This is a genomic window from Vallitaleaceae bacterium 9-2, from assembly GCA_038396585.1.
In the GTDB taxonomy this organism is placed as follows: Bacteria; Bacillota; Clostridia; order Lachnospirales; family Vallitaleaceae; genus UBA1351.
Genome location: CP121691.1, coordinates 400,904 through 427,754, shown reverse-complemented (window position 1 = coordinate 427,754; position 26,851 = coordinate 400,904). Strand labels below are relative to the sequence as shown.

The following is a 26,851-nucleotide window of genomic DNA, read 5'->3' as shown; positions in this document are numbered from 1 at the left end:
TTGTCAATATGTTAAAAATCAAAAGTTTCTCTTGCATCGACATATGGAATCTATACTAAATCGCTAACACCGATTTAAATAAAAGTTGTGTTCCATAATTTGGATAACATATCTGAGGTATATCTCCTGCAAAAAACAAGTCTCTCTGTGGATAGTAAAAGGCAAAGGAGCCTGTCGAGCCACTGTGTCCAACAACTGTATGCTTTTTTCCAAAAGGATAGGATACATTAATACGCATATAACCACTATCATAACCAATCGGGTAAAATTGGATTTGTAGAGGATGAGGGTTTGACATTTTTTCAAGCATGGATTGTTCGAACAAGCGTCCTTGCCAAAAGCCTTTTTGAAAAAGCATCAATTCACGTGCCGTTGTTACACATCCTCCAGATGCAAAACTGCTGGCTATGAACTTCGGTCGCTCCAGTTTTTTCAACTTGTAATAGGTATGGGGTATCTCTTGTATTTGACTAGATGCCAAGTAAGTTTTTTCTAAACCTAAAGGTTCAAAAACGAACTGCTGATAAGCCTGACTTAATGGTAGCTTCGTTACTTGTTCAATTATTTTTCCAAGCAGGTCAAAATTAATATCTGCATAATACGCTTTATCTTTCGTTCCCGGTGCAAATCTAGCACTCATTTGTTTTGTCCAACCAAGCTCTTGTTCAAATGTAAACGAAAAATCTTGTTTTATCAACGATGCAACCCCCGTCTCCTTACTATTCTCATAATAATCGGGAAGTCCACTGGTTTGATAAAGCAAATGCTTTATTGAAATTTCCTGTGAATACTCTTGTTGTTTATAGATATGTAGTCCTGATAACTCCTCTTGGCTAAAGAACTTAGTTATCTTATCTTCAAGTTGAATGTGTCGTTCTTGTAGCATTGACATAATACAGGCTGTCGTATACATCTTTCCAATGCTCGCCGTTAGCATCGGCGAGTCTATGCTTCGATTATATTCTCGACAATAACTATACGCTCCACTTGCATCCTCAATAATTAATACCCCTTCATGTATTCGTTTATTGTCTATCATCTTGTCAAATATCTTATCCACCTTATTTGTATTCATCAAACCCTATCCTTCCCTTCATGTTGCCTCTGTGCCAAAATTGCCATTAACCATTGCGGGTCCGGTAATGGCATCTTAGGATTTCTTGCTATCTCTGTCATATTACCATCAAAAGCATTCCAAAATGTATATGCCAAGCTAAGTGCATCCCCGTCACGGAATATACCTTGACGCTGTCCTTGCTCAATAATGGGGACCGATTCTTGAATAATATTAATGGTTGTCGCCATATTATATACACTTACGGGTGTTATCGCCGGATTTTGAGCCATGTTCATCAAGACAAACATCTTAGCCACAATTCGATCGGATTGAATATTTTGCATAAAGTTATTGATAACTTGATAAAGAGTCTCATATGGGTCACTAATCGCATCTGAAAAAACTTGTATTCCTTTTACACCATTTTGAACCAGCTCCATGTATAACTTTTCTTTGGATGCAAAATAATGAAACAATAATCCTTCACTCATACCTACCGCTTTTGCAATCTCACTCGTTGTCGTTGCCGCATATCCTTTTTCTACAAATAAGTCTAAAGCATTTTTCAAAATCAGTATTCGTCTTTGTTCTTTTTGTTCTTTTCTTGTCATTTTTCACCAACCTATTTAATTGAGTAAATACTCAATGAGTATTTACTCAATTATACTCATTGCGTGTTCATAGGTCAAGCGATATTTTATTTATCTTCTTCGTTTATAATTGATTGCATTGGACACAACAGTCGTTACACCTGCTGTCCCGGCCCCTAACGCCCATAATAGATTTCCTGTCATAACATGAACGATTCCGATAATCAACAAAATCACTCCTGCCACCACCCCAATAGTCGAACCTATTTTATTAACTTTTGGCGAGGGGTGTCTTAGCTGTTTTGAACGCTCAATCATTGCCTTTCTAAGATCCAAAGAAGCTTTTGTTACCTTGCCTGTTGATTCAAATAAACGCTCTTCTCGCATTTTTCTACCTCCATCGTTTTGTTTTATTATTGTAAAACCGACCGTCGGTCTTTAATTTGGCAAAAAAGAGACTGTATATCACAGTCTATATTGCACCTTTGTCTAAAACACATGCATTGTCTCATATTCATTTAAAAGTGCTTCAATTAAGTTGTCATCAAGAATATCTACTCCAAGTGAATCCATAACAAACTGCAAGTAATATAAGCGCTCTTTTGTTTCAACTTTATTACGTCCAAATAATGAAGGATTCGCCCAATAATTTAAAAGTAATAGAAAGATTTCTGCACAGTAGTCCGGCTGCTTGGTCATAATCGAGCCATCGTGAATTCCTTCTTTAATTAATCCACTAATCATGGTCGCATCTTGTTTTACACATGTCTGAATACCTCTGACTACAAAATACGGGTTATTGATCTGACCTGCTATCACTCCATCTAGGGCATGTGTCTTTGGGTCTGTTCCAAGATGATAAAGAATTTTTTTAAGTTTTTCTTTTCCATTACTTGCTTTTGTCCTTTGAATCGTCTCATAAAGAAAATCTGTAATATATTGTGAACGTTTATGCAGTACTGCTTCTAGTATCTCGTCTTTTGACTTGAAGTGATGGTATAAACCTCCTTTGGAAAGTTTAAGCGTATCTAAAATATCTTGGATACTTGTTTGGTCATAGCCCTTTTCAATGAATAGTTTCGCAGACGCCTCCACTATTCTTTCAATTGTTTGTTCCGGATGATTATGTCTTGCCATTAAAGCCTCCTTAAAACCGACGGTTGGTCTGTAAAGGAAATTATAGCGTTCTTTTGCATATTTGTCAATGGCTATTCTTTTTATATCTATTGCTAAACATCTGAAAATCGAAATGTTCTTAATGCCAATAGTAGTGTAAGTAATGCAAGTAAAAATAACAAACCTAAATTCGTGAAATAGCTAAACCATGATAGATCAATCGCATCACGTAATCCACTGACAAACCATTGAAAAGGATTAAACTTACTCATTATTTGTAAAAAACCGGGAGCATCATTTAAAGAATAAAATGCGCTACTGCTAATCAACAAAGGCATGGTAATAATATTAGATAAAATACTTACATTGTTTTCTGTACGAAAATTATCTTTAATACACAGCCAACGGACCGTGGGGACCCTCAATGATGTTAATTTTTGTCTCGAAAATTTCTGTCAAAACTTTTGACTTCATTACCTTATCAACCGCTCCGAAAGCTGCAATCTTACCATCTTTCATTGCACATATCCTATCTGAATATTTTGCCGCAAAGTTAATATCGTGTAAGACTGTGACAATCGTTCGTCCAAATTCGTTAGCTGCATAGCGTAAGTGTTCCATCATCTGAACGGAACGGGCAACATCTAAGTTGTTTAGGGGCTCGTCTAATAAGACATACTCTGTCTCTTGGCATAAGACCATAGCAACATAGGCTCTCTGGCGTTGACCACCTGAGAGTTGGTCAAGATATCGATCTTCCAAATCCCTTAAGGCAAAAAAATCAATGTATTTCGATATAATCTTTTCGTCCTCTATCGTTAGTCGTCCTTTTGAATAAGGAAAGCGTCCAAATCCAACGAGTTGACGTACAGTCAGTCGTGTCACAAAATGGTTCTCTTGTCGAAGTACGGTTAAGATTTTTGCAAGATCATTGGATTTTGATGTTGATACATCCATATTGGCTACTTTAATGACGCCTTCATCTTTATCCAGTAATCGTCCAATCATAAGCAGTGTTGTCGATTTTCCCGCTCCATTAGGTCCAATTAAGGAAGTCAACCCGGCTTTAGGGATTTCTATATTCACAGGTCCTATCGCCACTTCATCACTATATATCTTTTTTACGCTTTCTATCGTTATCATAATGTTCCCTTTCTCAATATAACAATCAAAAATGTTAGACCGCCAAATAGCTCAATAATAATTGACACAACTCCTTGAGCGTTAAATATATGATACATAAAAAAATACGACCCGGTAAGAATTAAAAAACCTATGGCAAGCGCCATGGGAAACAGGTATTTGTGATCGTAGGTCGGCACCATTTGATAGCTTAATGTTGCGACTAAAAAACCATAAAATGTCAAGGGACCGACTAAAGCGGTTGATACCGCCATCAATATAGACACCAAGACAAGATTAACGATGACCCCCATGCGATGATTCATCCCTAAGGACGTACTCATATTCTTGCCTAGCGCTAAGACGTTAAGTCGATTGGATGATGCCAATAGCAGACAGGCAACAACGATAACAATTGGGATGGCTACCGGAAAATAGGCAGCATCTGCATTGTTGACCGATCCAAACAATCGCGCCTGTAAGATATCAAACTCTGACGGTGCTAATAAACGTCGCATAAAGGATGACAAAGAACGTAATCCGGTTCCTAAGATGACCCCAACTAAAAGCATTAATTGTAGATCACCAAACTTTCCTGACAATAGCCATCCATATAAAATCAAACACATAATCACCATCATAGCTACTTGAAAGATAAATGAACCAATCCCTACAAACTGAATAAACGTCGTTGCTCCAAGAAAAAATATGGTCGTCGTATGAATCGTAGAATATAGTGCTTCAAATCCTAAAAGCGACGGGGTAATGACCCGATTGTTGGTAATCGTCTGAAAAGCCACCGTTGATAGGCTTTGACAAATCGCTGCAATCAACATAGCAATAACAGCTACTACACGCCGACGGACAACGGGAACAAATGAAGGCGAATCTATCGGTACCGGATTGTTGTAAACGAGAAGGCCATAAGCCGCTATAACCCCCAATATAATCAATATGCTTAAGATTATCCAGTACTTTTTTCGCTCTTTTTTTTCACGAAAAGCTCCTGCCGACCGATTTTCCTTATCGATATATGCAATATCACTCATGCTTGTCTCCTTTGTTTCAATAAGATGATAATAAATACAATCGCCCCTACCGTCCCAAGAATTAAAGAAACCGGAACTTCAAAAGGTTTAATTATCGTTCGAGAGATAATATCACACAAGGTTATGGTTCCCATACCAAAAAGACACACCCAAGGTAGGTTCCCTCTAAGGTCATCACCTCTATACATGGATACAATGTTAGGCACTATTAACCCCAAAAAAGGAAGATTACCAATAATAGCTGCAACAATACCCACAGCAAATGAAATCAACCCTGTCCCCAGTAAAACGATACGATTGTAATTGACGCCTAAGCTAGTCGAAATATCTTCGCCAAGGCCTGCCAGCGTTAAACGGTCTGCAAAAATATAGATGCAAAAAGTAATCCCAACAATGAGCCATAAGTATTCATAACGCCCGATTTGCACTGAAGCAAATGATCCGACAAACCAACTTTCAATATTTTGTGTCATCTGAAAGAATAAACCAATGAAGGTTGATACTGCCGAAATCACCGCACCCAGCATCATACCGATAATCGGAACAATTAGCGATGAGCGTAGCTTGATTTTCCTTAAAAAAACAAAGAAAATCATCGTTCCCACAAAGGAAAAGATGATTGCCCCTGTCATTCTCTGGACTAATGTCGGCGCCGGAATCAATAGATACACTAGGACAAGCCCTAACCCTGCCCACTCAATAGTTCCTGTGGTCGTTGATTCTACCAAACGATTTTGCGTAATGAGTTGCATGACCAGACCTGCCATTGACATGGCAGCTCCGGTCAGCATCAACGCCGCAGTTCTAGGAACACGTGTTATAAAAAACATCTGCATACCATCAGATTGTCCATATATGTCATACACACCTGTAAACAACGAAATGCCGCCTAAGATAACAACAACAAGTAATGCTAACAGAAAAGATTTTGTAAAAACTGTACGCTTTGTCATTACACTATGCTCTTTCATATTACTGTTCAAAAGCTTTTGCCGTTTCTTCAAACAACTCTAGATACGTATGTATCGACTCGTTTGTATAGGTGTCTGCCGGTGCATAGATAATCTTGTCTTCGATGACCGCTTTTGTATTTTGAAGTGCCGGCGATTCATCAATAACGTCTTGAGCAGGAAGCGCATCTGTTATTGTAGAAATAGCCGCGTCACGATCAAGGACAAAAATCCAGTCCGGATTGCTTTGGGCAATGGCTTCTACAGAGATGTCATCTCCTTGATGGTCTGAGGATGCATTGTCTAGTCCCAAGGCAGGCACCCATCCAAAGATTTCATACATCGGTCCCCACACGCGACCTGATCCTGGCGCCGAAAAATTCACATCGCCTCCAGAGACAATCACACTCATCACGGTATCTGTTCCATTGTAAGCCAATCGTACTTGTTCAATTGCTTGATCAAAATCAGCATTTAATTGAGTCGCTTCTTCTGTCTTATCAAAGATTTGACCTAGGACTGTTGTCGAGTCTTTTAATCCATTCACCAAATTCTCTCCGGGTGATCCTGCGCTCTCAGATACATCAAAGGTAAGATCAATAACCGCTGCATTTGGCACTAATGCTTTTATGTCCGCATAAAAACTTGAAAAACGTTGCCCAACAATAACAAGCTCCGGATCAAGTGCTGCAATAATTTCTAGATTTGGCTCACGGTGATTTCCAATATCTTGAACCGCTTCATCTTGAACATAGGATATATCCCCAGGCATAACCGCTTTAGGAACAGCTGCCAGTTCAATCCCCCAAGTCGATAGCGTCTCAAACGTTCGATTATCTAGTGCAACAACCCTCTTAGGATTAACCGGAACTGTCACTGTTCCATGTATATCTGTAACTTCCACTACCTTCCCAGCTTCTTGGGTCGTCGTATCTTCTGATGTTGGGGTTTCTTCTGATGTTGCGACTTCTTCTGATGTTACGACTTCTTCTGATGGCGTTGCTTCATTGCCTCCAGTTTGTTCACTCGTATTTGCACATGCACTCAGCAGCATGACAAATAATGCAAGCATAATAGGTATATTAATCATCTTTGTTCTTTTCATTTTTTCTCCTTTATCTAGGTATCTCTAATTATTTTTTGATGTTCTAATATCAAACATAGCTTCTTTAGATGCATCTAATCATATTGACAAAAGATTACGCCATTGTTATTATTGATATTGATTATCACTTTCGTTATTATAACAGAGGATACTTCGACAGTATTTGATTATATTCATGCTTTTATTATTATATTTATTTGAAATGGGTGAAAAAATGAACGAATCTATGATAAATAACACACTAGAAAATTTTTTCATATGCACAAATTTACCTATATTAGCTTTATCCAAAAAAGGGAATATTATAGGTTCTTTTGGCTATAATACTATTTTTCAACAATTACTTGATGACAATAAGGTGACTGATTTGGCTCTTGAATACGATTTTTCTTCGAAGTCCCATAGATACAGTATCCAGTCATATAAGGGAGAGTTTCACTTTACCCTATGTTATATTGATAGTATTCGCTCTAAGAATTGTATTTATATACTCGGGCCTCATTCTTGCGGCACAAACCATGCCTTAGGTATTGTTCATAAGCCCAAATGCCTTATTCCGAATTTATTAAGCCTTTTATATGAGCTTGAGCAGACGTCCTTATCTTGCAGTCATTATCATTGTCAACATAGTTATCATATTAAAAAAGCAATTGATTGTATGCATGCCAGGTATGATGAAGACATTAGCTTAGATGATGTAGCGACATATCTTGATCTTAGCAAATCCTATTTTTGTACGCTACTTAAACGAGAAACCGGCAAAACGTTTACCTCCATATTAAATGAAATACGTATTGAAAAAAGCAAGAGCCTCCTTCTTGAAGATCATACTTCAATACTGGATGTCGCTCTTGCTTCTGGATTTAATAATCAAAATTATTATAATATTACTTTTAAAAAACTATCTGGAATGACGCCCTTGGAATATAAAAAGAAATACTTTTCTTAGGAAAAAATCAGCCTATTATAATATTAAGTGTTTTTTACGGAATGTCATTTAATACTCCAATAAATATCGGCATACTGAATTCATTGTCAACGAGCATGAAGAAAAATGGGCGATTCAAATTGATTATCTTCGGTTCATTAAGCTCAACGCTCCCAGACTTCATTTCTATTGCGGTAATAGCTCCTGCCTTTGTCCCTTTTTCATTAACCTCAATTTTTGTCTTGTGAATAACACGATTTATGAAAATATTACCGTTAGTCGACTGCCCTAGAGCGCTAAAATTTGCTGCATTCATGTCAAAAGCATCTGTTATCCCCATTTTCTTTAATATTCCCGAAAGCTCTGTATCATAGTCGAAAGAAAATTTAGGCATAAATACCTGAACCTTTTCATCCTGCTTATTTTTTACAGCCTCAATAAGTACCTGTCCATCCAAAGATGATATAAATTCTTCTATTGTAAGCTCTTTATCAGGCAATAGTCCCACAAACGAGTATTTTTCATCTGCATAAGGCTTTGAAAACCCAATAGCCGTTGGGAGCTCGATATAATTGTATTCTGTGCTGTACATGAAATCGACAGTTCTTTTTTTAGCATCATGCGTTATGAACTCACCTTCGTTCACAAAATTATCTTGATAAATATCCAACCATTCAGCATCAAAAGAAAGGGCATTAATAAGATACATAACTGAATTTTCCGAAATTTTTTCATCCAAAATTTTTTCAATCTGTCCATGCGTTTTCTCATCAACCCAAGCATTGATATCATTTTTTGTGTTATTATCAAAAGGAGCTTTGTATATTTCTGCATCATAGTAATCTTTATTTGTTTGCAAAAACTCTTTCGTCACAGTCAAAGATGCTTCGTCCTTAAACCAGATTGAATTAGCAAGACCTACCTTATACTTGTCAGCTGTAGGAAGATAAGTATTATAAGCATATAAATATTCATTTAGGCTGCCTATATCTGTACCAAGAGCTTCCTCTAGCTGTACAAGGGTCTCATTTTTCGCACCATTTGCCACCATAGATAACGCACAAGTAACAGATAGTGGTGAGATAAGCATGTTTTTTTCCTCATAGGCTTCTTCAAAAAGACTAAGAGAAAAATCCATTACTTGTGTTGTTTTGTCCACATGATTTTCTTGAGGATCATCAAGAACTATTGGTGCAATGTCATTGCGCTTAATACCTGACATTAAATTGTCAGCAGTCACCGCTGTAGATCCACTACAAGCAGTCAATGTAAGTATCGCTACCATTAAAAAACTTATTAATTTCATATAAAATACCTCCTATATAAGTTGGACGGTATTTTTCTACAAATGTTCCCAGCGCATTATGCATATGATTTGCTCAATTTGGTTTTTATTTTAAATGCATTTGCATTGGGTAGGAAAGATATTCAACATTATCCATTTTTTCTATAGTGTAATATCCTGCTGGTGCTTGAAGAACCAATGGAATTCTATTCACAATGGTTGCACATGTATGCTCAACCGTTGCTGGTTTTTTAACAAAGAATGTTGTGTCCGGTTCTCCTGTAATCTTCCAGTCACACATGTCTCCATCTTCCGGTCCATAGACTTTACCAATACACTGCGTCTCAATGATTGGGCCTTGGAATGTCTCAGTGGTTACAACAGCACTCATACCGATACAGTTCCCCTTAGGAATCGTCTTTCCTAGTGTTTCTGAATATAAGTCCGTATCATAAAAATATGGAATACATTTTTGTGTCTGGGATTTAATGGTCCAGCCCATTTTAGAACATAATGCTTCATTTGAATTCCAGACATAGGCTGGTTCTAACGTTTCAGGGTGTGCAATTTGTTCTTCAAACTCCTCTGGCGTAAGTCCTGCACCATGTGCTTTGGCAAGAGCTAGTCCATACTCCTCAACGTTGTAACTCACTGCACCTTCTATTTTATCGATTCGATGAACGCCTCCAGCAACACAGCCAATCATATTCACCCAGTAAATATCTTGCATTCCTGAACCGGTAATTGTACAGTTGTTTTCTTTTGCAAGCTTATCTAACTTATTGGTTATCGTTGGAGCTGTTGTCCATGGATAGATTGCTTCTTCACACGTTGTAATAACATTAATTCCGCGGCTTACAAGTTTTTCATAGTGAACCATCATCTCATCCATAAAGCTAAACAAAGTAACCAGTGCTACATCTGCATCGCATTCGTCAAGAACTGCATCTGCATCACTTCTAATAGTAACCCCTAGCTTAACGCCCAGCTCTGCATAATCACCTACATCCATTCCTACGATAGCTGGATCAATGTCGATTGCCCCAACAATCTCTGCACCCTTTTCATAAAGATAGCGAAGACTATACTTAGACATCTTTCCACACCCATATTGAATCACTCGAATCTTTTCTTTAAACATTATTACATCCTCCTTCTAAAATTTTATTGTTGATTTTAGTATAAGGGTTATTGTTAGAATAATGTCAAGGAAAGATTGTTATTTTTTTAATAATATTTTAGATTAAAATTTAATAGGTATCTGTAGTCTTAAAAACATACCCCGTTCAGCTTCTTCTAAAAGCGGCAATTCTGCTAAGACCTCACATATATAGTCTCCTACTATCGTATACCCCTTCTCTGCAATCATATCCAGAAGCCGATTTATATAGGCTTTTTCTTTTTCAAATTTATCGCAATAGATACATAGATAGATATTTGGCGGCACTTGGATGGTTAGGTTTTCAGGGACATAATCATTATCGACAAAAACAAAGATCTCATTTGAATAAAATTTTCTTTTTTCCAAGTTTTCTTTTGTTAACAACGTGCCTGCATTGCAAAAATAGATTTGTGGGAGTCTATTCGCTATCAAGCTGTTCTTTAATTTTCTTAGCATTTTTTCATACATTTCAATTCCATGATCATAAAAATTCAATCCTGAATCAATACAATACATCTGACGTTTTTCGATATACTCTAATATGATTGTTCCGTCGGGAGGCGCGGTTTCATAGCGCTCATAGCTTCGTAACGTACGTTCAACCGCTCGCATTTGATATTCTAACCCACGAATCTGCTCTTCTATCTGATGCATATTTTTATGAAGTACGCTTTTAATAAAAGAGGGTTCATTAAGGTCTAATTGCTTTTTAATGTCTTTAAGTGTCATACCTATGGATTTCATATATTGGATCATGTCCAAACGGGCACTTTGCTTGATGCTATAATAACGATATCCGGTTTCTTCATCTACTATCAGTGGTTCTAATAGTTGCATTTTGTCGTAATATCGCAGCGCCTGCTTCGATACATTATTAAGTTTTGCCATTTGTCCAATCGACAATTTTTCCATAACCACACACGCCTCCGTTAAATTTTTATCAATTCCAAACCTTATAGTCGTAATAATGATGTAACCGATGTTGCTACTGCTATAGCTACATCGGTTATATAGGTACTCATGGCAGACCTCTTGGGTCTATACTTTATCGACTTATCTTTAGCCTAGTATATATAGACCCAATTGTCAAGCGGTAGCTCAACACGTTTTTCCACAGTTATCTAAAAATCATCATATAATTATCCCCTAAATCCACATAGTCCTCCTTGTATAATCCAAATTGGACCAACTCTTTTTCAAGCATTTCAGGGGATATTCTCGATTCAAGCAAAGGTCCAAAAAATCTTTTTTCTTTTTTGCACTCAAGGACCACAAGTTTCCCATCTTCCTTTAATACGCGTCTGACTTCTTCAAATACCCGTCTTGTCTGCAGAGGAAAATCCATCATATGTAATACTGTAGCAATCATACAAACATCTATTGTCCCCTTGTCAAAAGGGACTTCTCGGCGAATATCGGCAACAACCGGATATAGATTATAGATGCCCAGTTGTTTTGCCTCTTCTTCGAGTGTCTCGACCAGTTCAGGCCAACAATCTAGTGCATATACACGCCCAATTGCATCCACCAGTGTGGCTGCATGCATTGAATAATCTCCTGCGCCACAACCCAAGTCCAAAAAAGTATCTCCTGATTTTAGACCTATTTTTTCAAATACTTTTGTTGCGTCTTGCATATGAAAACTACTCGGTCCGCGTCGGTTTTTCTTGTCCCGGCAACGGTGTCCTTGATCTTTTTTATTACTATTGCAAACGGTATTGTTATTACAGGGTATATGATACATACGTTACTCCTTTCTTACAAATAATAGATAAATGAATCTATTTTTGTTTGGTCATTCTCATTTTTATTTCCATCAAAGGTCAGATTTAACACCGGTTTTGTTTTTTCTTCTTTAAATCCTTTTTGGAGCATTCCCAGTACAATACCTGTGTTTTCATAAATTGACGCCGATGTAATGACTCCATCTACCCTATCTGATATACACAGTTGCTTTGCTTGTCTATATCTGCCATGTGCCCCAGAAAAATACCCAAGTGTTCTATCTGCGACTTGAATTAGTTCATCAAGCTCATCTTCGTAAGGACTCCAACCCGATAGTGTATCGGCGACCTCTTGAATTCTAGTTTTGAATTGATTTAACCTTTGTTCCATGAGGTCAGATTGCTCATTTTTATTTTGATCTGCATAATCACGCCACATCATCCATAGCGTTTCTCCAAAGGGGCTGTATATAATTCGATGTCCTTTTTTCTCAAGCTCCTTAAACGTATTATTATTCAAGCGTTCATCCAATAATATGCCGGCTTCGCCTACAGCAAGAATCTTTTTGTCAAATGGTGTTTGCTCAAGCTGTGCTACAACTTCTTGCCCTATCTTCTTAAGCTGACTTAGGTTGAATTCTTGATTTTTTATACTTTCAAGCATTTTGTCTACATATTGTTGCCTCGAACTTTGAGGGGCACACCAAACTATATCCCCAGCAAGTAGGCATAGTATGATTTCATCAAAGACGTGCTCTTTTTCGCATAGGAGATCTTCCCAGTATGGCGATATGATGTCGATGTTTTCATAACCTTCTTCATCAAATATGGTCCTAAGCAGCCGACTATATTGACCATCTGTTTCTGTTCCTTCATTTTGAGGAATGACAAATGCCGCTTCATCGATTTGCTCCTGTGTCAAGGTGGCTAACTGTGTGAAAATATTTCCCAAAAATGCCGTCAGTGAAAAATACTCCTCAGATACTGTAAATCTGCGCCCCATTTCTATAGATGCTTTACATGACGGTGGAAGGGTCTGGGTATTTACCCCTCTTTGTCTGAGTAATTCTTGATACATGTTACTGTATGGATACATATGTGGTATGTAAAGCGTCTTTGCTTTTTTTGTATCTGCAAGTTCACGTTTTACGTTTGTCTCTACATGTTCAATTCTGTTGACATATGTTTGTATCGGACTCGCTTTTTTTATCTCTATATTTTTTATACTATTGATAAAAGCTTCTACACGAGTTATGATTCCCACTCCAGATGAATGCTCATCGATTTCAATATGCAGATAGGGTTTTCCCTTCATTTCTTCTCTAAAATAATGCGCTAAGATAGAGTCAGGTCCACATCCGTGATGTGTAAGAAAAATAGCATATAAATTAGGATGTTCACGTATCAACTGTGCAGGTTCTATAATATGCTGTCCAAAAGGCCAAAACATATTGGGATGCTCTTTTGATATATCGCCTTCTGGCAAATCATAAAACGGAAATACTTTATATCCCATCTGTTCTAGTTTTTGAGGAATATTCATGTTAAGTACAGGATCAGCTACTCCATATATTTTTGATACCATCACAAAGGCAATCTCATCGGGTTGAAGTTCACTCATGACTTCTTGACTATTGTCTTGCATGCGTTCTTCAAAAGCGTTGGCTGCTTCTAGCCCCAAATCAAGTGCTTGGCGCGTTTGATCCGGTGTTTTGCCTAACTGCTCTCCTATTGTCAAAAAGCTCTTCATAATGGATTCTTTTCCCATATGAAAGGCCATCGTTGGAGACAATAATTTAATACCTTTTTTATCCAATTCCATTGCTCGATTCATGACTTTAAATGAAAGCTGCATAAATGCACAGCCATAGTTTTTTCGGCTTTGAGAGCCTGGGTGATCCACCGTCACCAAATCAGGAAAAAAGATATAATCTACTTTTTTTAACATCAATTCAGCTACATGTCCGGTAATCAACTTGATTGGAAAGCAGGTTTCATCCATAGCATATTTTTGTCCAAGGGCCAATGTATTTTCATCCGTCGGATCGGAGAGCATAACATCCATCCCTAAATTTTTGAAAAAAGTATAAAACATAGAGAACATACCATAAGTAAAAAGTGCCCTTGGAATGCCCACTACTTTTTTTGAAGAGTTTTCCAAGACATAATCGTTAAATACTATTTTATTCACATTTTCATCATAGTGTGTGGATGCTATGGGTTCCGCCGTTATCTCTGCATTTTTTTCCGGGGCTTTTTGGAGGGTTACATCAAACCCCTTAAAAGTACTAACAGTCTCACCCATCTCTTCCATGGCAAGAACTGCCGCCCCATAGGCACCGGTTACACTAAAAAATGGAGGTACAATGATTTCTTTTTTTGTTACTGCTCTAAAAGCGTTGACAACTCCTTGGTTATAGGCAAGACCTCCTTGCAAGAAGATTTTATTTCCTATTTTCTTTTGTCCGACAACCCGATCAAGATAATTTTTAACAATCGAGTAGCATAATCCTGAAATAATGTCATCAAGCTTTGCCCCACCGGCTAAGCACGAAGCAATATTTGTCTCTATAAAAACGGTACAACGTTCTCCTAAGGCAATCGGGCGATTGCTTTTAAGTGCTATCTGTCCAAAATCTTCGATTGCGATGTTGAACTTCTTGGCTTGTTCCTCGATAAAGGAACCTGTTCCGGCCGCACATATTTTATTCATCTGAAAATCTGCAACGGCTCCGTTTTCAATACGGATAAATTTTGAGTCTTGTCCACCAATCTCAAAGATCGTGTCTACATCTTCACAGATGTGAACCGCAGCTTTTGCCTGTGCTGTAATTTCGTCTTTGATTACGTCTGCACCAATCATTTTTCCAATCATATATCGACCAGAGCCGGTTGTTCCTACCCCAATAATATTAATCTTCTCCCCATAATCCCTGCGTATCTCTTGTAGCCCTTTTTGAACTGCTTGCATTGAATTGCCAAGTGTTCGTAAGTATTTGCATCCGATAATCTCTTGATTTTTATCCATCAAAACCAGATTTGTACTTGTTGAGCCAATGTCTATTCCCAAGTAGCATTCCACGTGACCGCTTATTTTATCTATAGCATTACAGTGATGCTTATCTTCGCTATCTCCTATCCCGTAGTCTGATAGTTTTGGAAGGATTATATCATCGTCTTGCATTAATATTTCATCCCCATGTTCTGTTCGTTCAATGAGTTCTCGGATATTGATAGGTAGTTTTTTTTCTCGTGCAATATTGGCAACACCTACCGCTCCAATATTTCCCAAACACTTAGGGAAAATCAAGTCTTCATCTTCTAATTCCAGTACTTCCTTAAGTGCCGTGTGAATCGCTTCATTGTGTGCAACACCTCCAGAAAATAAGATCGGCTTTTGGAGCTGCAATTTTTTTATAACGGTCCCTTTGTAGTTTCTTACAAGGGCATACGCTAAACCTAATAGAATATCTTCTACTGGAACGCCTTCTTGCTGATGATGAATAATGTCTGTTTTTGCAAAAACGCTACAACGTCCTGCGATCCTTGGTATAGACTTTGCCTTTTTTGCAAGATTGGAATAATCTGCTAAGTCTAGGTTAAGCCTTGACATCTGTTCCTCCAAAAACGATCCTGTACCCGAAGAACAATTAGAATTCATGGAGATCTCAATACCTGAGTTGTCATCTGCACTCAGTCCTGTAATAAATCGTGCACTTTCTCCACCAATATCAATAATCGATCCTACGCCCGAATGCTCAGCGATTGCGCCTTCAATAACTGCGGTTACGTCATTGACCGATGTAATACTCTTTTCTGAACTCAAAAACTTCGTCCCACTGCCTGTCACTGCTCCAAAAGTAATATCATCCGGGTGGTAATGCGTGACTAATGTCTTTAAAATTTTTAGCAATGTCTTCTTGATGCTTCCCTTATGCATTTGGTAATGACTAAACTTGATATTTTGGGCCTTGTCTGTCAATACGACTTTTACTGATGAATAGCCAATGTCAACTCCAATACTGTACATGTGTTTTCCTCCTGTGGTAATCTATTTTTTTGCATTTCGCTTAAATCAGCAAGATTGCAATTGATTATCATTTACACCATGCATGCATTATAGTACAATTACTATATACAAAGAGTATCTGCAGATACTGTCTATAATAAAATTTAGGAGGTTGCCATGAGCTCTACATTATCTAGATTAGAGGATTGTATTTTGTTTAAGGGGAAGTGCTTGGATGAAATTAAAGAACTGCTTTCACAACTTCAAGTGAAAGAGGAAGATTTTTCTGAGGGTGAAACTGTTTTTTCTCCTATCGAACTTGCTGATAGAATTGGAATCATCCTCTCAGGTGCCGTTGATGTCCAAAAGCTCTTTCCAAACGGCAAAGTCGTTATTCTCGAAAGAAAAAATGCACCGGATATTATCGGTGCATCTTGTGTGTTTTCAAAATATGATTATTATCCTGATAATATTATTGCCCATAAAGCCACAAAGGTTTTGTTAATAACAACATCTGATTTGCTCCATCTTTTCGCACATGACACACAATTTTTATTGAATTTTCTTGAAGTTACTTCCAACGCTGCACTTCTTCTAAAGCACAAAATCGGAATATTGTCCTTAGACTCGATTCAAGAAAAAATCGCCGGATATCTTATCCACTATTTTCAATATGAAGCTGATGACAAGGAGATTTATCGTATCACTCTACCCTTTTCAAAAAAGGCTTGGGCAGAATATATGGATGTCTCTAGAACTTCCCTGTCACGCGAATTAAGAAAACTTGAAGCCGAAGGCATCCTTAGCTTCTATAAACGAACCATCACAGTCCTAGATATGAACCGATTAAACCAGATTCTTTCCCTATAGATACATGGGTACATTAATGTGGTGGCTACTTTACGACTTGTACACCTTGTACCCAAACCTCTTTTATATTTTCTCTTTGTGCAAGTAACAGCACTTTATGGAGCAAGTCTTCCTTGGACTTCTCCTGATTATATCTTGGCAAGTTCTCACAAATATCGACCACTTGTGCATCAAAAATATATCCTGGTTCAAATTTTCCAAGCTTTAGATTAAGCGCCAACCCACCGGCTACGGTTGCCATATAAAATGCCGTGTTCAATGTAATCGCGCTATTGTTAACACCTCTCTTGTCGCTAGGAAGGTTTGGATTAACTCCATCTTGCAGCATTTTGGATGAAATCACGGCTTGACGGATTGCTTGATACATGCTGGGACTATAGCCTCCCGAGATGTCCGTAGCCAAACCTATATTCACCCCTTGTTCCATCAGACGTCGTACAGGTAATACTGAATTGGCAAAGTAGCTATTGGATAGCGGACAATGGGCTATACTTGCTCCTTTTTGAGCTAGCAATTCTCCGTCTGACTCTTCTAAAAAATTAGCATGGGCTAAAATAGTTTTTGATGTTAATAATCCATAGGTATCTAATGCCTGTGCATCATTCATCCCAGTCTTTTCTTTGACATATCCATGTTCCCAATCGCTTTCACTTACATGAGACTGTATGTACACATCATGCTCTTGTGCAACCTTTCCAAGCATAATCAGTGCCTCACGGCTACATGTCGGTATAAATCGTGGTGTTACAACCGGATACGCCTTTTGATGATAGCGTCCTTGCACCTTTGTTATCTGGTTAATCAACTCCACTGTTTTTGATGCCGATGCACTTGCATTGGCATCTCTATAATATGATGGTGCATTGTCTTGTTCATCCATTGCAACCGTTCCGACAAACCCTCGTTGCCCTTTTTCTGCACACAGTTTGCTTAAAAGCAAGGTTGTCTTGGGATCGACGGTTGCAAAATACATCGCCGAAGTCGTTGCATTATTTAATGTCGTCTGAACAACTTCACTATAAATGCCATAAGCCGTCTCAACATCCTCAAGTTTTGATTCTAATGGGAAAGTATATTCTTGTAACCATACTTCAAGTGGTTTATCTAATGCCATCCCTGCCTGTGGCCATTGAGATGCATGTACATGCAAATCAACAAATCCCGGCAAAAGAATCTGATCTTTATCAAGTATCTTCAATCGACCTTCCAGCATATATTGCATACGAAGTTCATTATACTGGCTGGCTTCTTGCCCGACAACTTTTTGTATGATCCCGTCATCATCAATACATATCAAACACTGTTCTAAGTAGCAAACACTCTCTTTATCCCTGGAATAAAATCCATTGCCCTGTATCACTTGCTTAAACATAAACTAACCTCTTTTCTTACTATACACTCGAATTCGTATCACTATCTTTTGTCAAAAGTATTTTTGCTATTTCTTTTGCATATAGTGCAGCCTCTTTTTCTTCATTAAGGTATGCTTGCACAATTGAACCTTCGATAAGTATCATCAGCTGTTTGGCAACTTTCTCTTTTTGTTCAATGTGTGTCGACATAAGAATATCTAGGATCGTCTTATATAGCGTTTCTTTATGTTTTTTGGATATTTCATAGACACTTGGCTTTGTATGTCCTAGTTCGCCTGACGCATTGATAAATGCACACCCTCGAAATTGATCTTCATGAAACCATTGCTCAAGGGCATCAAAAATTGCCAGCACTTTATTCACAGGTGCATCTTCTTTTTCAATATAGCTATTGAGCCAATTCATCCATTTTATATCTCTATCTTCTAAGTATGCTTCAACCAGTTTATCCTTTGAACTAAAATATTTATACATTGTATTTAGAGCAACATTTGATTCTTCTACAATTCTATCTATTCCGACAGACTGAATACCTTCACTGTAAAATAAGGCTTCTGCTGTATTTATTATTCTTTCTGATGCAGATATCTTATCTTTTTTATTATTTTTTTTCATGGCGTAACCCTCCTGCTTTCTACATTATAGCAACATTAATATATAAATTCCACTTTAAAATCAAAATAGGCGTTGACAGTAGAACGATGGTTCTATATAATAACATTACAAAGTAGAACGATGGTTCTACCAAAAATTAAGGAGGAACAATTATGAATAAAAAAGTAGAAGGTTTTAGATTAGGAATTTATGTTTTTAAGGATGCTGAAGTGATTGATTATGCAGGACCCTATGGAGTTTTTTCCACAGCAAGAAGATTAGATCCAGGTTTAGATGTATTTTTTATTGCTGACGCAAATAAACCAATCCAAACTCAAGCAGGGCTTACTGTCCTACCAAATTATACTTTCAATGATAACCCAACTGTTGATGCTTTTTTAATACCAGGAGGCCATGGAACACGTCAAGAGACCTATAATAAGACCTTACATAATTATATATTATCTCTCCCAGAAACCACTCTATTGACAAGTGTATGTACAGGTTCTTGGATATATGCGAATATGGGACTTTTAGATGGTCTCTCCGCAACGAGCCGAAAAGAGCCGGATCGAATTGAAGCTAGTCCATTTGGTCTTGTCCCAATCGAAAGACTTGCACAACTTGCTCCAAAATGTGAAATCAATCGGGCAAGAGTTGTTGATGCTGGACGAATCATAACCGGAGGCGGCATTTCTGCCGGAATGGAAGTTGGATTCCACCTATTGCGACGTGCCGGGTATGATGAAGATTTTATTATGGAAGTAGCACGTATTATGGAATACCATAAAGCATATGAAGTATTAAAAGATGACATCGACTATACAGCCAAAGAATAGAGCGACTCTGTCGCGTTACTCGAAGAGATATTATTCGCGACAGGAAAGGTTCTTGAGATGAACAATAGATACCACTAAAAAAAACCTTTCAAAACGAAAGGTTTTTTAGTGGTATCTCAGCCCTTATCTGTATTCTTTAACTTGATCGGAAAATATCGCTGCATTTGTTTATAGCCTAGCCCTTTTTCAATATCTTGATACTCTGGGTCTCTACCTTCTTCGTATAAGTATGGCATGTTAAACATTACATCACGTTGTGTATCAAGAACAAAATTTGTATTTTCAATCCATTGGCGCACTTTCTTCTCTACTTTATTTATACTTTCATTATCCTCATCAATACTAACCGCCATAGCATATAATCCTCCAGGATAATCTATAATCTTAAACGGAGTGACTTGATCTAGTGTGACCTCTTCTTTGACCGCACAAATCCATTCTGCTTTATCTTGTTTAAATAACAAAAAGTCAAAACAATCAAAAATAACAGGTTTATATAGTTGCTCATATTGCCATAATTGAAACATGTATCCGCCACTTTTGAACATATCATCCCATGATTGTTCTCCCACAGTCACCGCCCGAAACGGCGGTATTTTAAGCACCATGATATCGGGCACTTTTTTATCCAATCGCTCGGTTATCTCAAGCAAGCGGTTGATGTTGGATGGTTTTCCAATATAATCAATACTGACTAACTGCGTCTCAATCTCTTTCGCTTTATTATACAAAAGTTTTACATTGGAATTATCTGAAAAATTCAATGCTTCAATCTCATGTATAAAATCAAGAATAATGTCTTTCAACTCATGTAATAATGCCACTTCGTCATCAATATTATCTACTTTTTTACTCAACACTTCTAGAACAATCTCTGAGCCTGATGTGTTAAATACGCGCTGAATATCTTTAATACTAATGTTGAGTTTGCGAAGTATAAGGATTTGCTCTAATCTTTTTACAGCTTTCTGATCATACATTCTGTATGCATAGTCTGCACTTCTTGAACTGGATAATAGCCCCATATCTTCATAATAGCGAAGTGTACGAGCTGTAATATCATATTTACTTGACACGTCTCTGATTTTAATTAGATTGCTCATCATTTACCTCTTTTCTAAAATATTTGTTAACCTTAGTATAAAGGCTTCCCCAAAGGAAGAGTCAAGGCAAAATATATGCCCTGCGTCTTTAACTATTGTTCATCACTACAGTAGTTAAGAATTGCCCTATAGATGAAGTCGCTCAAGTCTTCATCACTAAATTGGTTTATATATTTTTTGAATCGACTATCGTAAGTATATGTGTGTGCAATACATTTGAGTATTTCCCTATCGCATTCGAAAAAATCTTGAAAGCTATCTGCCCACTGTTTTACAATGGCTTGTACTTCGTTAGATCCTGGAGATTTTTTTATATGTTCTCCAAATAGCATAAATATCTTGTCCATCTCTTCTCCAAATGCTTCAAAGATCTTTTCTTTTTCGGCATCGGTCCATCGCGACATATTTTCCTCATATTCTTTATATTTTTCTGTTTCACCATAAACAAGTTTTGCTTCACGCTTATGTTGCTCCTTTAATGGAAGCACACTTGCATCTTCAAAAATATCTAGTGCCAAGATGTTTTCTCCAGCCAAATAGAGTTCTAAGTTTGACATCATTTTTTCAAGCTTTTGCCTTTTTTTAAATAAAATCTTGTAATGACCTTTTAGTACTTTGTTTTGCTCGTGCCGTGATAATCGTAATATACCAGCGATTTCTTTCAATGACAGGTCCATCTCTTTCAAGAAAAGAATAATTTGCAAACGTTCAAAATCCTCCACCGTATATAAGCGATATCCTTGAGCAGATATCTGTGTTGCCTTTAATAACCCTATTTCATCATAGTAGTGTAGCGTCCTACGTGTAATCCCTGTTATTTTCGTAATCTCCTTGACTGTATAAGACTGCTTTCTCATTTTCTCCCCTCGTGGCCTTTGGTTATAGCATAGTTGTCTATTCCAAAATCTCCATGTCATCAATCCATGCTTGAACTGTTGTGTCATCAAAATCACTTGTTGTGTCAAATCCTGATAATATTATTGCCCCGGGACACTCTGTAGTTATATTCGCTACAATCTGCCCAAATCCGCCACCGCCATGTGTACAAAACGGAATAATCGTTTTATCCTTCCAGTCAAAGCTACGTAAAAAGCTTAATAGTGGTGGTGCAAAAGACTTAAACCAGTTCGGTGTTCCTACAAAAATATAATCATAATCATCAACAGGTTCATTTCCAGATAAAAGTTTTGGACAATATCCTCTTTCAATTTCATTTCTTACTTCCTTTGTCGCTCCATGGTAGGTAAATGAATACGGTTCTTTAGGACATAGTTCTCGAATATCTCCATCCGTAATAATTGCAATATCTTCCGCCAAATTTTTTGTTGTATTTGAATAAGAATAATATACAACCAATATTTTTGCCATAAGCAGCTCCTCCAGCATCCTACAGAATGCGCTTTTCTACTTTTTTCTTAATTATAATCTGTAACGTAACGTAACTGTCAACCCCAAAATTTTAATATAGCAAGAAAGTTCTATTTTTCTATAAAAAAAGCGTAAGAGCAAATGGCTCTTACGCACATAACAGATGTTTTATATACTTATTCTTCCATAAATCGCTTAAGCACCATGGCTGCTTCTGCCCTTGAGGCTTTTGCTCTAGCATCAAGTCTATTATTGGCTTTACCTGAAATAAGCCCCTCTTGATAAGCCCATTGCATGGCTTCAAGTGCCCAATCACTGATTTGTGAACTATCTGTAAAACTTGATATATCTCTTGATTGTGTAGTATTTATATTTTTATATTTTGCATAATTCATTAATATCACACTCATCTGTTCTCGTGTAATGCAATCCATCGGTCCGAATTTATTGTTATCGTATCCTTTGATAATTCCATTATCAAATGCCCAGGTTATCGCATAACTATACCAAGCATCCTTATCAACATCAGAAAATTGCTGACGGTTTGTATCAACTGCCGGCTCTTTCTCTAACCTATAGAGAATGGTTATAATCATCGCTCGGGTCATGTCTCCTTCAGGGTCAAATGTATCCTTAGCTACACCAGCCATTAGCTTATTAGCATTTACATAGCGAATCGCCTCAAAATACCATGCGGTGCTATAAACGTCATCAAATGGATTAACCCATGTTTTGGTTTGGTCATAGCCAATCGCATAAAGGGATAAATGATTGGTTGTAAAAATAACATGCTTGGTTTTTACGTCATACATGGTCGTTACCTTCTTGATATTGCCATAATCATCCACATACCAGACCACAATCCCTGAAGGTTCCTCCCCTTCTTTTAATGTATATGGAATACTTAAGGTGAGCAATCCTCCATCAAAATCAGAAATATATGCATCTCCCGCTTTAATCGAAATATCATATACAGGCGCTTCACCTATAGCCGCTTTTTGCCTTGCATTCAATTCTTTGTCTTTATCTACTTTTCCTAAATTAATGCTAATGTCTGATGTACCTGCTTGCTTTGCAATCGATTCCAGTGTCTTATCCTCGATATCCATTATTCCCACTTCTGAGGCAATCGTTACCAGTCCTGTTTTACTATCTGCCAACGCCTTTATTGATTGGTTCTTCATCTGAACCGTCACCGCATCTACATTTTTTGTATTCTCTACATTAAAAGCAATTGTTGCTCCCTTGGCTATCTTTTCCAAGGCTTTTGTAACCATGTTGCTATCCACCGATGCTTGTGCACGTCGATTTTTCACCGTAGAGGTCACACTTGTTTTTACTTCCTTCTCATCACCAATAGCTGGTGTTGAACCACCTCCTACGCTGCCGCCTCCACCGCCTGAGCCGCCAGAAGATTTTGTTGTAATCGTCAAGGCACCACTTGTTACTGTTATGGTGTAGTTATCTGCACTAAGCGAAGATGGCGTACGCACAAATTTAATAGGATATGTTCCGTTAACTGTACTACTGGTCAACGCACTCACCCCATCTGCTTGATAGATTTTTATCGCAGGCATAGAATCATAACCCTTTACTACAGCTTTTGTGTCTTGACCTTTAAGTCCAATATAATCTATATCTGATGGCGTCGGAAGGTCTGCACCATTATATATTTTTAGATCCGCTGGCTTAATGGTTAATGCTGCAGGTGTTATTGTAAAATTCATAGGTCCCAGCTGTCCGATATATTGAGCATTTGTATCAGGTATTTTAACGGTCAACGAATACTCTCCTGTATCTTTGGGTGCTTGCGAAAGCGTCGTTGCGCCTGACCTCCAAATAAAATGAAAATCATCGCCTGTATAGATGATAGGTGTATTCTCATCGTTATAGGTTCCCACTGGCTTACCCACAGCCGCTATCGCATTGGCGTCATATTTTTTACTTTCCACCTCAACACCTGCAATGGTCACAAGCGTTTTATCCATCAGCGTTATAATGACTTTGGTATGAACATCTTCATAGTTTTGCATTGACACGGTAATAGGGATGGCTATAGAATCTCCAACGCTTCCTGCATGTGTTGAAAGCTTTAGCCCCATGTCCGTCGTCTGCACATCACCATCAAGCATCGCCTTATCCCCCGTGACAGCTCCTGCCACAACACTTATTGTTCCACAATCTTGAGGCAAGGTGGATATCGCGATATCAAGATTTGTATAGTCCATCGCATAGTATAAGGTTCGAACTGTATCTTTTATATTCGGTGCCAAAGCCTTGGTGATGGTTAAGATTGCAGGTTCTATTTTTACGAAGTAGTTCTTGCTTGAAGTCGAACCTGTAATTGTATATTCTCCTACATCAGACGTAACTGTAGCCGCTGTTGATAAGTTAATGCCCAAGTCTTGCTTCACATCATCACCAACTAAGTCCGTATTTGATATTGTATAGGTTAATTCAGGATTCGCCTCGCCAAAAACTTTGGTCTTAGTATCCACTTTTGCTGTAATATTTTTCTTATGAACCGTCAATGGATACGTTATGGCGCTCTCTCTATATGTTCCCTCTACTTTTGATGCAGTTGCTGTAATCTTCGCCTCTCCGGCACCAATGATGGTTAGTTCTCCTGTACTTGAGTTAACCGTAGCTACAGAAGTATCACTGCTTGAGTAGATAATTCCTCCACCGCCTGTACTTAAATTTGTTGCTTTTTTTCCAGTAATATCTGTACCATAGGTTGTTGCAATTCCCCCATCGCCAGTATCCCATACAATGTCTTGCGCTACCAAACCATCATCTTGTATAAAATTCAATTTATGGGTTTCTTGTGTAAAACTCACCTTTGTTCCTGAGATAGTAGGATTTGTAAAAGCCGTTACATATACTGCCAAATCCTTATCTCTTGTATCCGTTGCTAATCCAAAGCGTCCGCTAGGATATCGCTGTGTAACATAGTCTTGAAAAATAAGCGTTCCGTCTTCACTATGAGAAAAATCTATCCCTGTTCGCATCCCAATGTCAGATGTGCACATAAAGACTGTTGTTCTTTCCAAAGGCAAATCAGAAACTGTATATGTATATACTGTCTTATCTTCACCATCTATATTCTCTATATTTGTATTATATGTTGCTGTTAATTCATCCAAATATTTGTTCGTTATAGTCACATCGCAGTCAAAGGGAACTTCCTCTGAATACATTGTTTCTCCATTAACGTCAAACTCATTGTACAGTGTATATTGCTTGATCGAATGCACCCATTCATCATTAACCTTTTTATCGATAAACATGCTCGATTCAACCGTTGCCAATGGTGAAGACGCTAACCCACTCCAATCCGTCATATATTCTGATTCTGCAACATAGCTAATATATGCATCCGGATAATATGCATCAAGATCTTTTCTTGAAATTAGCGGCAATGTTGCATATCTGTCTTGGGAATCCAATTCAAACTTCATATCAGATGGTGGCATGTATGTACCCTCGCCTACATCAGCTACAATCCTAACCATATAGGCATTGGAAGCCGGTGCATAATTTCCTGTTCCATCCGGGTTTTGGGTTGATCCTGCTAGCGCATGTACCCACCATATATCTCCAACCTCCCCCGTCGCTGTTACAACTCCGGTCGTTGGGTGTACCAATACTTTAGGTGACTCACTGTCTGGAAATGAAGAATAATATAGTATGGACCCCCCTTCTGTTCCTGCCGAATTCGTGGCAAGGATTTGTTTGGATTTTCCTTGTTCTATCCTAAGCTCATAATTTCCTCCACCATACTCATCAAATTGATTTTGATCAAATGTTAAAGTTTGCGAATGTTGATATGTAGGCGTTATCGCCTTATTCAGTGGATATATTTGTTGATTTACTGAATATATTTTATCGGTTTCATTCACTGCCGGATCTGTAAATACTATGAGATAGCGATCAAAGCTATCATCTTCCATCGGATCAGTGGAAGTATTTTCAATCAAATCTTCAAATACTAAAACCCCCTCTGCATTAATTTCAAGTATCTTTTTTCTATAACCTTCTGAAGGATTGTCTGTATACACCAAATTTGCTGTACTACTTGCCGGCAACCCTTTGATTGTATACAATACCGTCGTATAATTTTCATCTGAATCTTTAACAAATTTGGTCACATCTATAGCTGCTTTTTTTGTCGACATAAAGTTCATCGTATAGGGAAATCGCACATACTCAGACTCTGTGTCATAGGCACTTGTTGATACAATTGTCTTTAGTTCAACCACATCATTACTGCCATTTAACTGATATTGCCAGGATTCTTCCGTGCTCTTACTCTTGATCTGTTCAAGATCGATTTCTTCTATCGCCATCCAATTATTTGAACGTATATTTACTGTGTTGATTCGACTAAAATGCACCCCATATTTGCAGTCATAATCCTTTTCATCCCATTTTAGTGTTGGTCGTGTTTGATAATACTCCCCTATTGAAACCTTAAGATTTTCAGGCGGTTGTGGTGCCTCAACCGTACCCGCCAAGACTTCCCCTTGCAACAAGGTCATTATCATACATATAACAATAACCCACGATAATACTCTGTTGTTCATAATCTTTTTTTCCTCCTTAAT

Annotated in this window: 23 protein-coding genes; 3 read left to right on the top strand and 20 right to left on the bottom strand. The window is 37.8% G+C overall.

All coding sequences use genetic code 11. From position 1 onward, the window contains the following. Positions 1 to 55: 55 nt before the first annotated feature. The 9 genes from QBE53_02070 to QBE53_02030 all read right to left on the bottom strand — a co-directional run bounded on the left by QBE53_02070 (position 56) and on the right by QBE53_02030 (position 6,989). Positions 56 to 1,075 carry a serine hydrolase gene (locus QBE53_02070; GenBank protein ID WZL81910.1) on the bottom strand — a complete coding sequence of 340 codons (1,020 nt, stop codon included), beginning with the start codon at positions 1,073 to 1,075 and terminating at the stop codon, positions 56 to 58. Beyond that, positions 1,075 to 1,668 carry a TetR/AcrR family transcriptional regulator gene (locus QBE53_02065; GenBank protein WZL81909.1) on the bottom strand — a complete coding sequence of 198 codons (594 nt, stop codon included), beginning with the start codon at positions 1,666 to 1,668 and terminating at the stop codon, positions 1,075 to 1,077. Before QBE53_02065 ends, QBE53_02070 begins: the two co-directional genes overlap by 1 nt. A gap of 90 nt (positions 1,669 to 1,758) precedes the next feature. Then, complete coding sequence (locus QBE53_02060; protein WZL81908.1) at positions 1,759 to 2,034, bottom strand: hypothetical protein; 276 nt, start codon at positions 2,032 to 2,034, stop codon at positions 1,759 to 1,761. Positions 2,035 to 2,136: 102 nt separating this feature from the next. Continuing rightward, positions 2,137 to 2,784 carry a TetR/AcrR family transcriptional regulator gene (locus QBE53_02055; GenBank protein WZL81907.1) on the bottom strand — a complete coding sequence of 216 codons (648 nt, stop codon included), beginning with the start codon at positions 2,782 to 2,784 and terminating at the stop codon, positions 2,137 to 2,139. Positions 2,785 to 2,876: 92 nt separating this feature from the next. Beyond that, positions 2,877 to 3,188 (bottom strand): ABC transporter permease, encoded by a 312-nt coding sequence (locus QBE53_02050; GenBank protein ID WZL81906.1) that lies wholly within the window; start codon positions 3,186 to 3,188, stop codon positions 2,877 to 2,879. Further along, positions 3,154 to 3,906 carry an ATP-binding cassette domain-containing protein gene (locus tag QBE53_02045; protein ID WZL81905.1) on the bottom strand — a complete coding sequence of 251 codons (753 nt, stop codon included), beginning with the start codon at positions 3,904 to 3,906 and terminating at the stop codon, positions 3,154 to 3,156. Before QBE53_02045 ends, QBE53_02050 begins: the two co-directional genes overlap by 35 nt. Continuing rightward, positions 3,903 to 4,934, bottom strand: coding sequence for an iron chelate uptake ABC transporter family permease subunit (locus tag QBE53_02040; protein WZL81904.1), 1,032 nt, complete (start codon positions 4,932 to 4,934; stop codon positions 3,903 to 3,905). The genes QBE53_02045 and QBE53_02040 overlap by 4 nt, the downstream gene beginning before the upstream one ends. Further along, the gene (locus tag QBE53_02035; GenBank protein WZL81903.1) at positions 4,931 to 5,887 is read right to left on the bottom strand and encodes an iron chelate uptake ABC transporter family permease subunit; all 957 of its coding nucleotides are present in this window, start codon (positions 5,885 to 5,887) and stop codon (positions 4,931 to 4,933) included. Before QBE53_02035 ends, QBE53_02040 begins: the two co-directional genes overlap by 4 nt. Before the next feature lie 19 nt (positions 5,888 to 5,906). Then, positions 5,907 to 6,989, bottom strand: a complete 1,083-nt coding sequence (locus QBE53_02030; protein WZL81902.1) for a siderophore ABC transporter substrate-binding protein — start codon at positions 6,987 to 6,989, stop codon at positions 5,907 to 5,909. 214 nt (positions 6,990 to 7,203) lie between these two features. On the opposite strand from QBE53_02030, the gene QBE53_02025 reads away from it, so the two are divergent. After that, entirely contained in the window at positions 7,204 to 7,938 is a 735-nt protein-coding gene (locus QBE53_02025; GenBank protein ID WZL81901.1) for an AraC family transcriptional regulator, read from the top strand. A 34-nt stretch (positions 7,939 to 7,972) separates the two neighbouring features. On the opposite strand, the gene QBE53_02020 is transcribed toward QBE53_02025, so the two are convergent. The 5 genes from QBE53_02020 to QBE53_02000 all read right to left on the bottom strand — a co-directional run bounded on the left by QBE53_02020 (position 7,973) and on the right by QBE53_02000 (position 16,118). After that, entirely contained in the window at positions 7,973 to 9,223 is a 1,251-nt protein-coding gene (locus tag QBE53_02020; protein ID WZL81900.1) for a serpin family protein, read from the bottom strand. A gap of 85 nt (positions 9,224 to 9,308) precedes the next feature. Beyond that, positions 9,309 to 10,346, bottom strand: coding sequence for a dihydrodipicolinate reductase (locus tag QBE53_02015; protein WZL83252.1), 1,038 nt, complete (start codon positions 10,344 to 10,346; stop codon positions 9,309 to 9,311). Between the two features lie 99 nt (positions 10,347 to 10,445). Continuing rightward, positions 10,446 to 11,276 (bottom strand): MerR family transcriptional regulator, encoded by an 831-nt coding sequence (locus QBE53_02010; GenBank protein WZL81899.1) that lies wholly within the window; start codon positions 11,274 to 11,276, stop codon positions 10,446 to 10,448. Positions 11,277 to 11,481: 205 nt separating this feature from the next. Continuing rightward, positions 11,482 to 12,108, bottom strand: coding sequence for a class I SAM-dependent methyltransferase (locus QBE53_02005; GenBank protein ID WZL81898.1), 627 nt, complete (start codon positions 12,106 to 12,108; stop codon positions 11,482 to 11,484). A 14-nt stretch (positions 12,109 to 12,122) separates the two neighbouring features. Then, complete coding sequence (locus tag QBE53_02000) at positions 12,123 to 16,118, bottom strand: acyl-CoA dehydratase activase (GenBank protein ID WZL81897.1); 3,996 nt, start codon at positions 16,116 to 16,118, stop codon at positions 12,123 to 12,125. A gap of 156 nt (positions 16,119 to 16,274) precedes the next feature. On the opposite strand from QBE53_02000, the gene QBE53_01995 reads away from it, so the two are divergent. Next, positions 16,275 to 16,967, top strand: a complete 693-nt coding sequence (locus tag QBE53_01995; protein ID WZL81896.1) for a Crp/Fnr family transcriptional regulator — start codon at positions 16,275 to 16,277, stop codon at positions 16,965 to 16,967. Positions 16,968 to 16,992: 25 nt separating this feature from the next. Here the strand turns inward: QBE53_01995 and QBE53_01990 are convergent, their stop codons facing one another. Together QBE53_01990 and QBE53_01985 are read right to left on the bottom strand one after the other, a co-directional pair. Beyond that, positions 16,993 to 18,339, bottom strand: coding sequence for an amidohydrolase family protein (locus QBE53_01990; GenBank protein WZL81895.1), 1,347 nt, complete (start codon positions 18,337 to 18,339; stop codon positions 16,993 to 16,995). Positions 18,340 to 18,358: 19 nt separating this feature from the next. Next, positions 18,359 to 18,955, bottom strand: a complete 597-nt coding sequence (locus QBE53_01985; GenBank protein ID WZL81894.1) for a TetR/AcrR family transcriptional regulator — start codon at positions 18,953 to 18,955, stop codon at positions 18,359 to 18,361. 152 nt (positions 18,956 to 19,107) lie between these two features. On the opposite strand from QBE53_01985, the gene QBE53_01980 reads away from it, so the two are divergent. Next, the gene (locus QBE53_01980; protein WZL81893.1) at positions 19,108 to 19,773 is read left to right on the top strand and encodes a DJ-1/PfpI family protein; all 666 of its coding nucleotides are present in this window, start codon (positions 19,108 to 19,110) and stop codon (positions 19,771 to 19,773) included. A 116-nt stretch (positions 19,774 to 19,889) separates the two neighbouring features. Here QBE53_01980 and QBE53_01975 read toward each other — a convergent pair whose 3' ends face one another. From QBE53_01975 to QBE53_01960, 4 genes are all read right to left on the bottom strand, one after another. After that, the gene (locus tag QBE53_01975) at positions 19,890 to 20,879 is read right to left on the bottom strand and encodes a MerR family transcriptional regulator (protein ID WZL81892.1); all 990 of its coding nucleotides are present in this window, start codon (positions 20,877 to 20,879) and stop codon (positions 19,890 to 19,892) included. Between the two features lie 89 nt (positions 20,880 to 20,968). Next, positions 20,969 to 21,733 (bottom strand): MerR family transcriptional regulator, encoded by a 765-nt coding sequence (locus tag QBE53_01970; protein WZL81891.1) that lies wholly within the window; start codon positions 21,731 to 21,733, stop codon positions 20,969 to 20,971. A 37-nt stretch (positions 21,734 to 21,770) separates the two neighbouring features. Then, complete coding sequence (locus QBE53_01965; GenBank protein ID WZL81890.1) at positions 21,771 to 22,244, bottom strand: flavodoxin; 474 nt, start codon at positions 22,242 to 22,244, stop codon at positions 21,771 to 21,773. Between the two features lie 176 nt (positions 22,245 to 22,420). Next, positions 22,421 to 26,830, bottom strand: a complete 4,410-nt coding sequence (locus QBE53_01960; GenBank protein ID WZL81889.1) for an S-layer homology domain-containing protein — start codon at positions 26,828 to 26,830, stop codon at positions 22,421 to 22,423. Positions 26,831 to 26,851: the final 21 nt, after the last annotated feature.

Excerpts from the sequence above, each read along its gene's own strand:
- QBE53_02025 (WZL81901.1), top strand. The coding sequence starts at position 7,204 with ATGAACGAATCTATGATAAATAACACACTAGAAAATTTTTTCATATGC.
- QBE53_01980 (WZL81893.1), top strand. The coding sequence starts at position 19,108 with ATGAATAAAAAAGTAGAAGGTTTTAGATTAGGAATTTATGTTTTTAAG.
- QBE53_01970 (WZL81891.1), bottom strand. The coding sequence starts at position 21,733 with ATGAGAAAGCAGTCTTATACAGTCAAGGAGATTACGAAAATAACAGGG.
- QBE53_02060 (WZL81908.1), bottom strand. The coding sequence starts at position 2,034 with ATGCGAGAAGAGCGTTTATTTGAATCAACAGGCAAGGTAACAAAAGCT.
- QBE53_01965 (WZL81890.1), bottom strand. The coding sequence starts at position 22,244 with ATGGCAAAAATATTGGTTGTATATTATTCTTATTCAAATACAACAAAA.
- QBE53_01960 (WZL81889.1), bottom strand. The coding sequence starts at position 26,830 with ATGAACAACAGAGTATTATCGTGGGTTATTGTTATATGTATGATAATG.
- QBE53_01990 (WZL81895.1), bottom strand. The coding sequence starts at position 18,339 with ATGTTTAAGCAAGTGATACAGGGCAATGGATTTTATTCCAGGGATAAA.
- QBE53_02055 (WZL81907.1), bottom strand. The coding sequence starts at position 2,784 with ATGGCAAGACATAATCATCCGGAACAAACAATTGAAAGAATAGTGGAG.
- QBE53_01975 (WZL81892.1), bottom strand. The coding sequence starts at position 20,879 with ATGATGAGCAATCTAATTAAAATCAGAGACGTGTCAAGTAAATATGAT.
- QBE53_02065 (WZL81909.1), bottom strand. The coding sequence starts at position 1,668 with ATGACAAGAAAAGAACAAAAAGAACAAAGACGAATACTGATTTTGAAA.
- QBE53_02040 (WZL81904.1), bottom strand. The coding sequence starts at position 4,934 with ATGAGTGATATTGCATATATCGATAAGGAAAATCGGTCGGCAGGAGCT.
- QBE53_02070 (WZL81910.1), bottom strand. The coding sequence starts at position 1,075 with ATGAATACAAATAAGGTGGATAAGATATTTGACAAGATGATAGACAAT.
- QBE53_02000 (WZL81897.1), bottom strand. The coding sequence starts at position 16,118 with ATGTACAGTATTGGAGTTGACATTGGCTATTCATCAGTAAAAGTCGTA.
- QBE53_02010 (WZL81899.1), bottom strand. The coding sequence starts at position 11,276 with ATGGAAAAATTGTCGATTGGACAAATGGCAAAACTTAATAATGTATCG.
- QBE53_01985 (WZL81894.1), bottom strand. The coding sequence starts at position 18,955 with ATGAAAAAAAATAATAAAAAAGATAAGATATCTGCATCAGAAAGAATA.
- QBE53_01995 (WZL81896.1), top strand. The coding sequence starts at position 16,275 with ATGAGCTCTACATTATCTAGATTAGAGGATTGTATTTTGTTTAAGGGG.
- QBE53_02005 (WZL81898.1), bottom strand. The coding sequence starts at position 12,108 with ATGTATCATATACCCTGTAATAACAATACCGTTTGCAATAGTAATAAA.
- QBE53_02035 (WZL81903.1), bottom strand. The coding sequence starts at position 5,887 with ATGACAAAGCGTACAGTTTTTACAAAATCTTTTCTGTTAGCATTACTT.
- QBE53_02020 (WZL81900.1), bottom strand. The coding sequence starts at position 9,223 with ATGAAATTAATAAGTTTTTTAATGGTAGCGATACTTACATTGACTGCT.
- QBE53_02045 (WZL81905.1), bottom strand. The coding sequence starts at position 3,906 with ATGATAACGATAGAAAGCGTAAAAAAGATATATAGTGATGAAGTGGCG.
- QBE53_02030 (WZL81902.1), bottom strand. The coding sequence starts at position 6,989 with ATGAAAAGAACAAAGATGATTAATATACCTATTATGCTTGCATTATTT.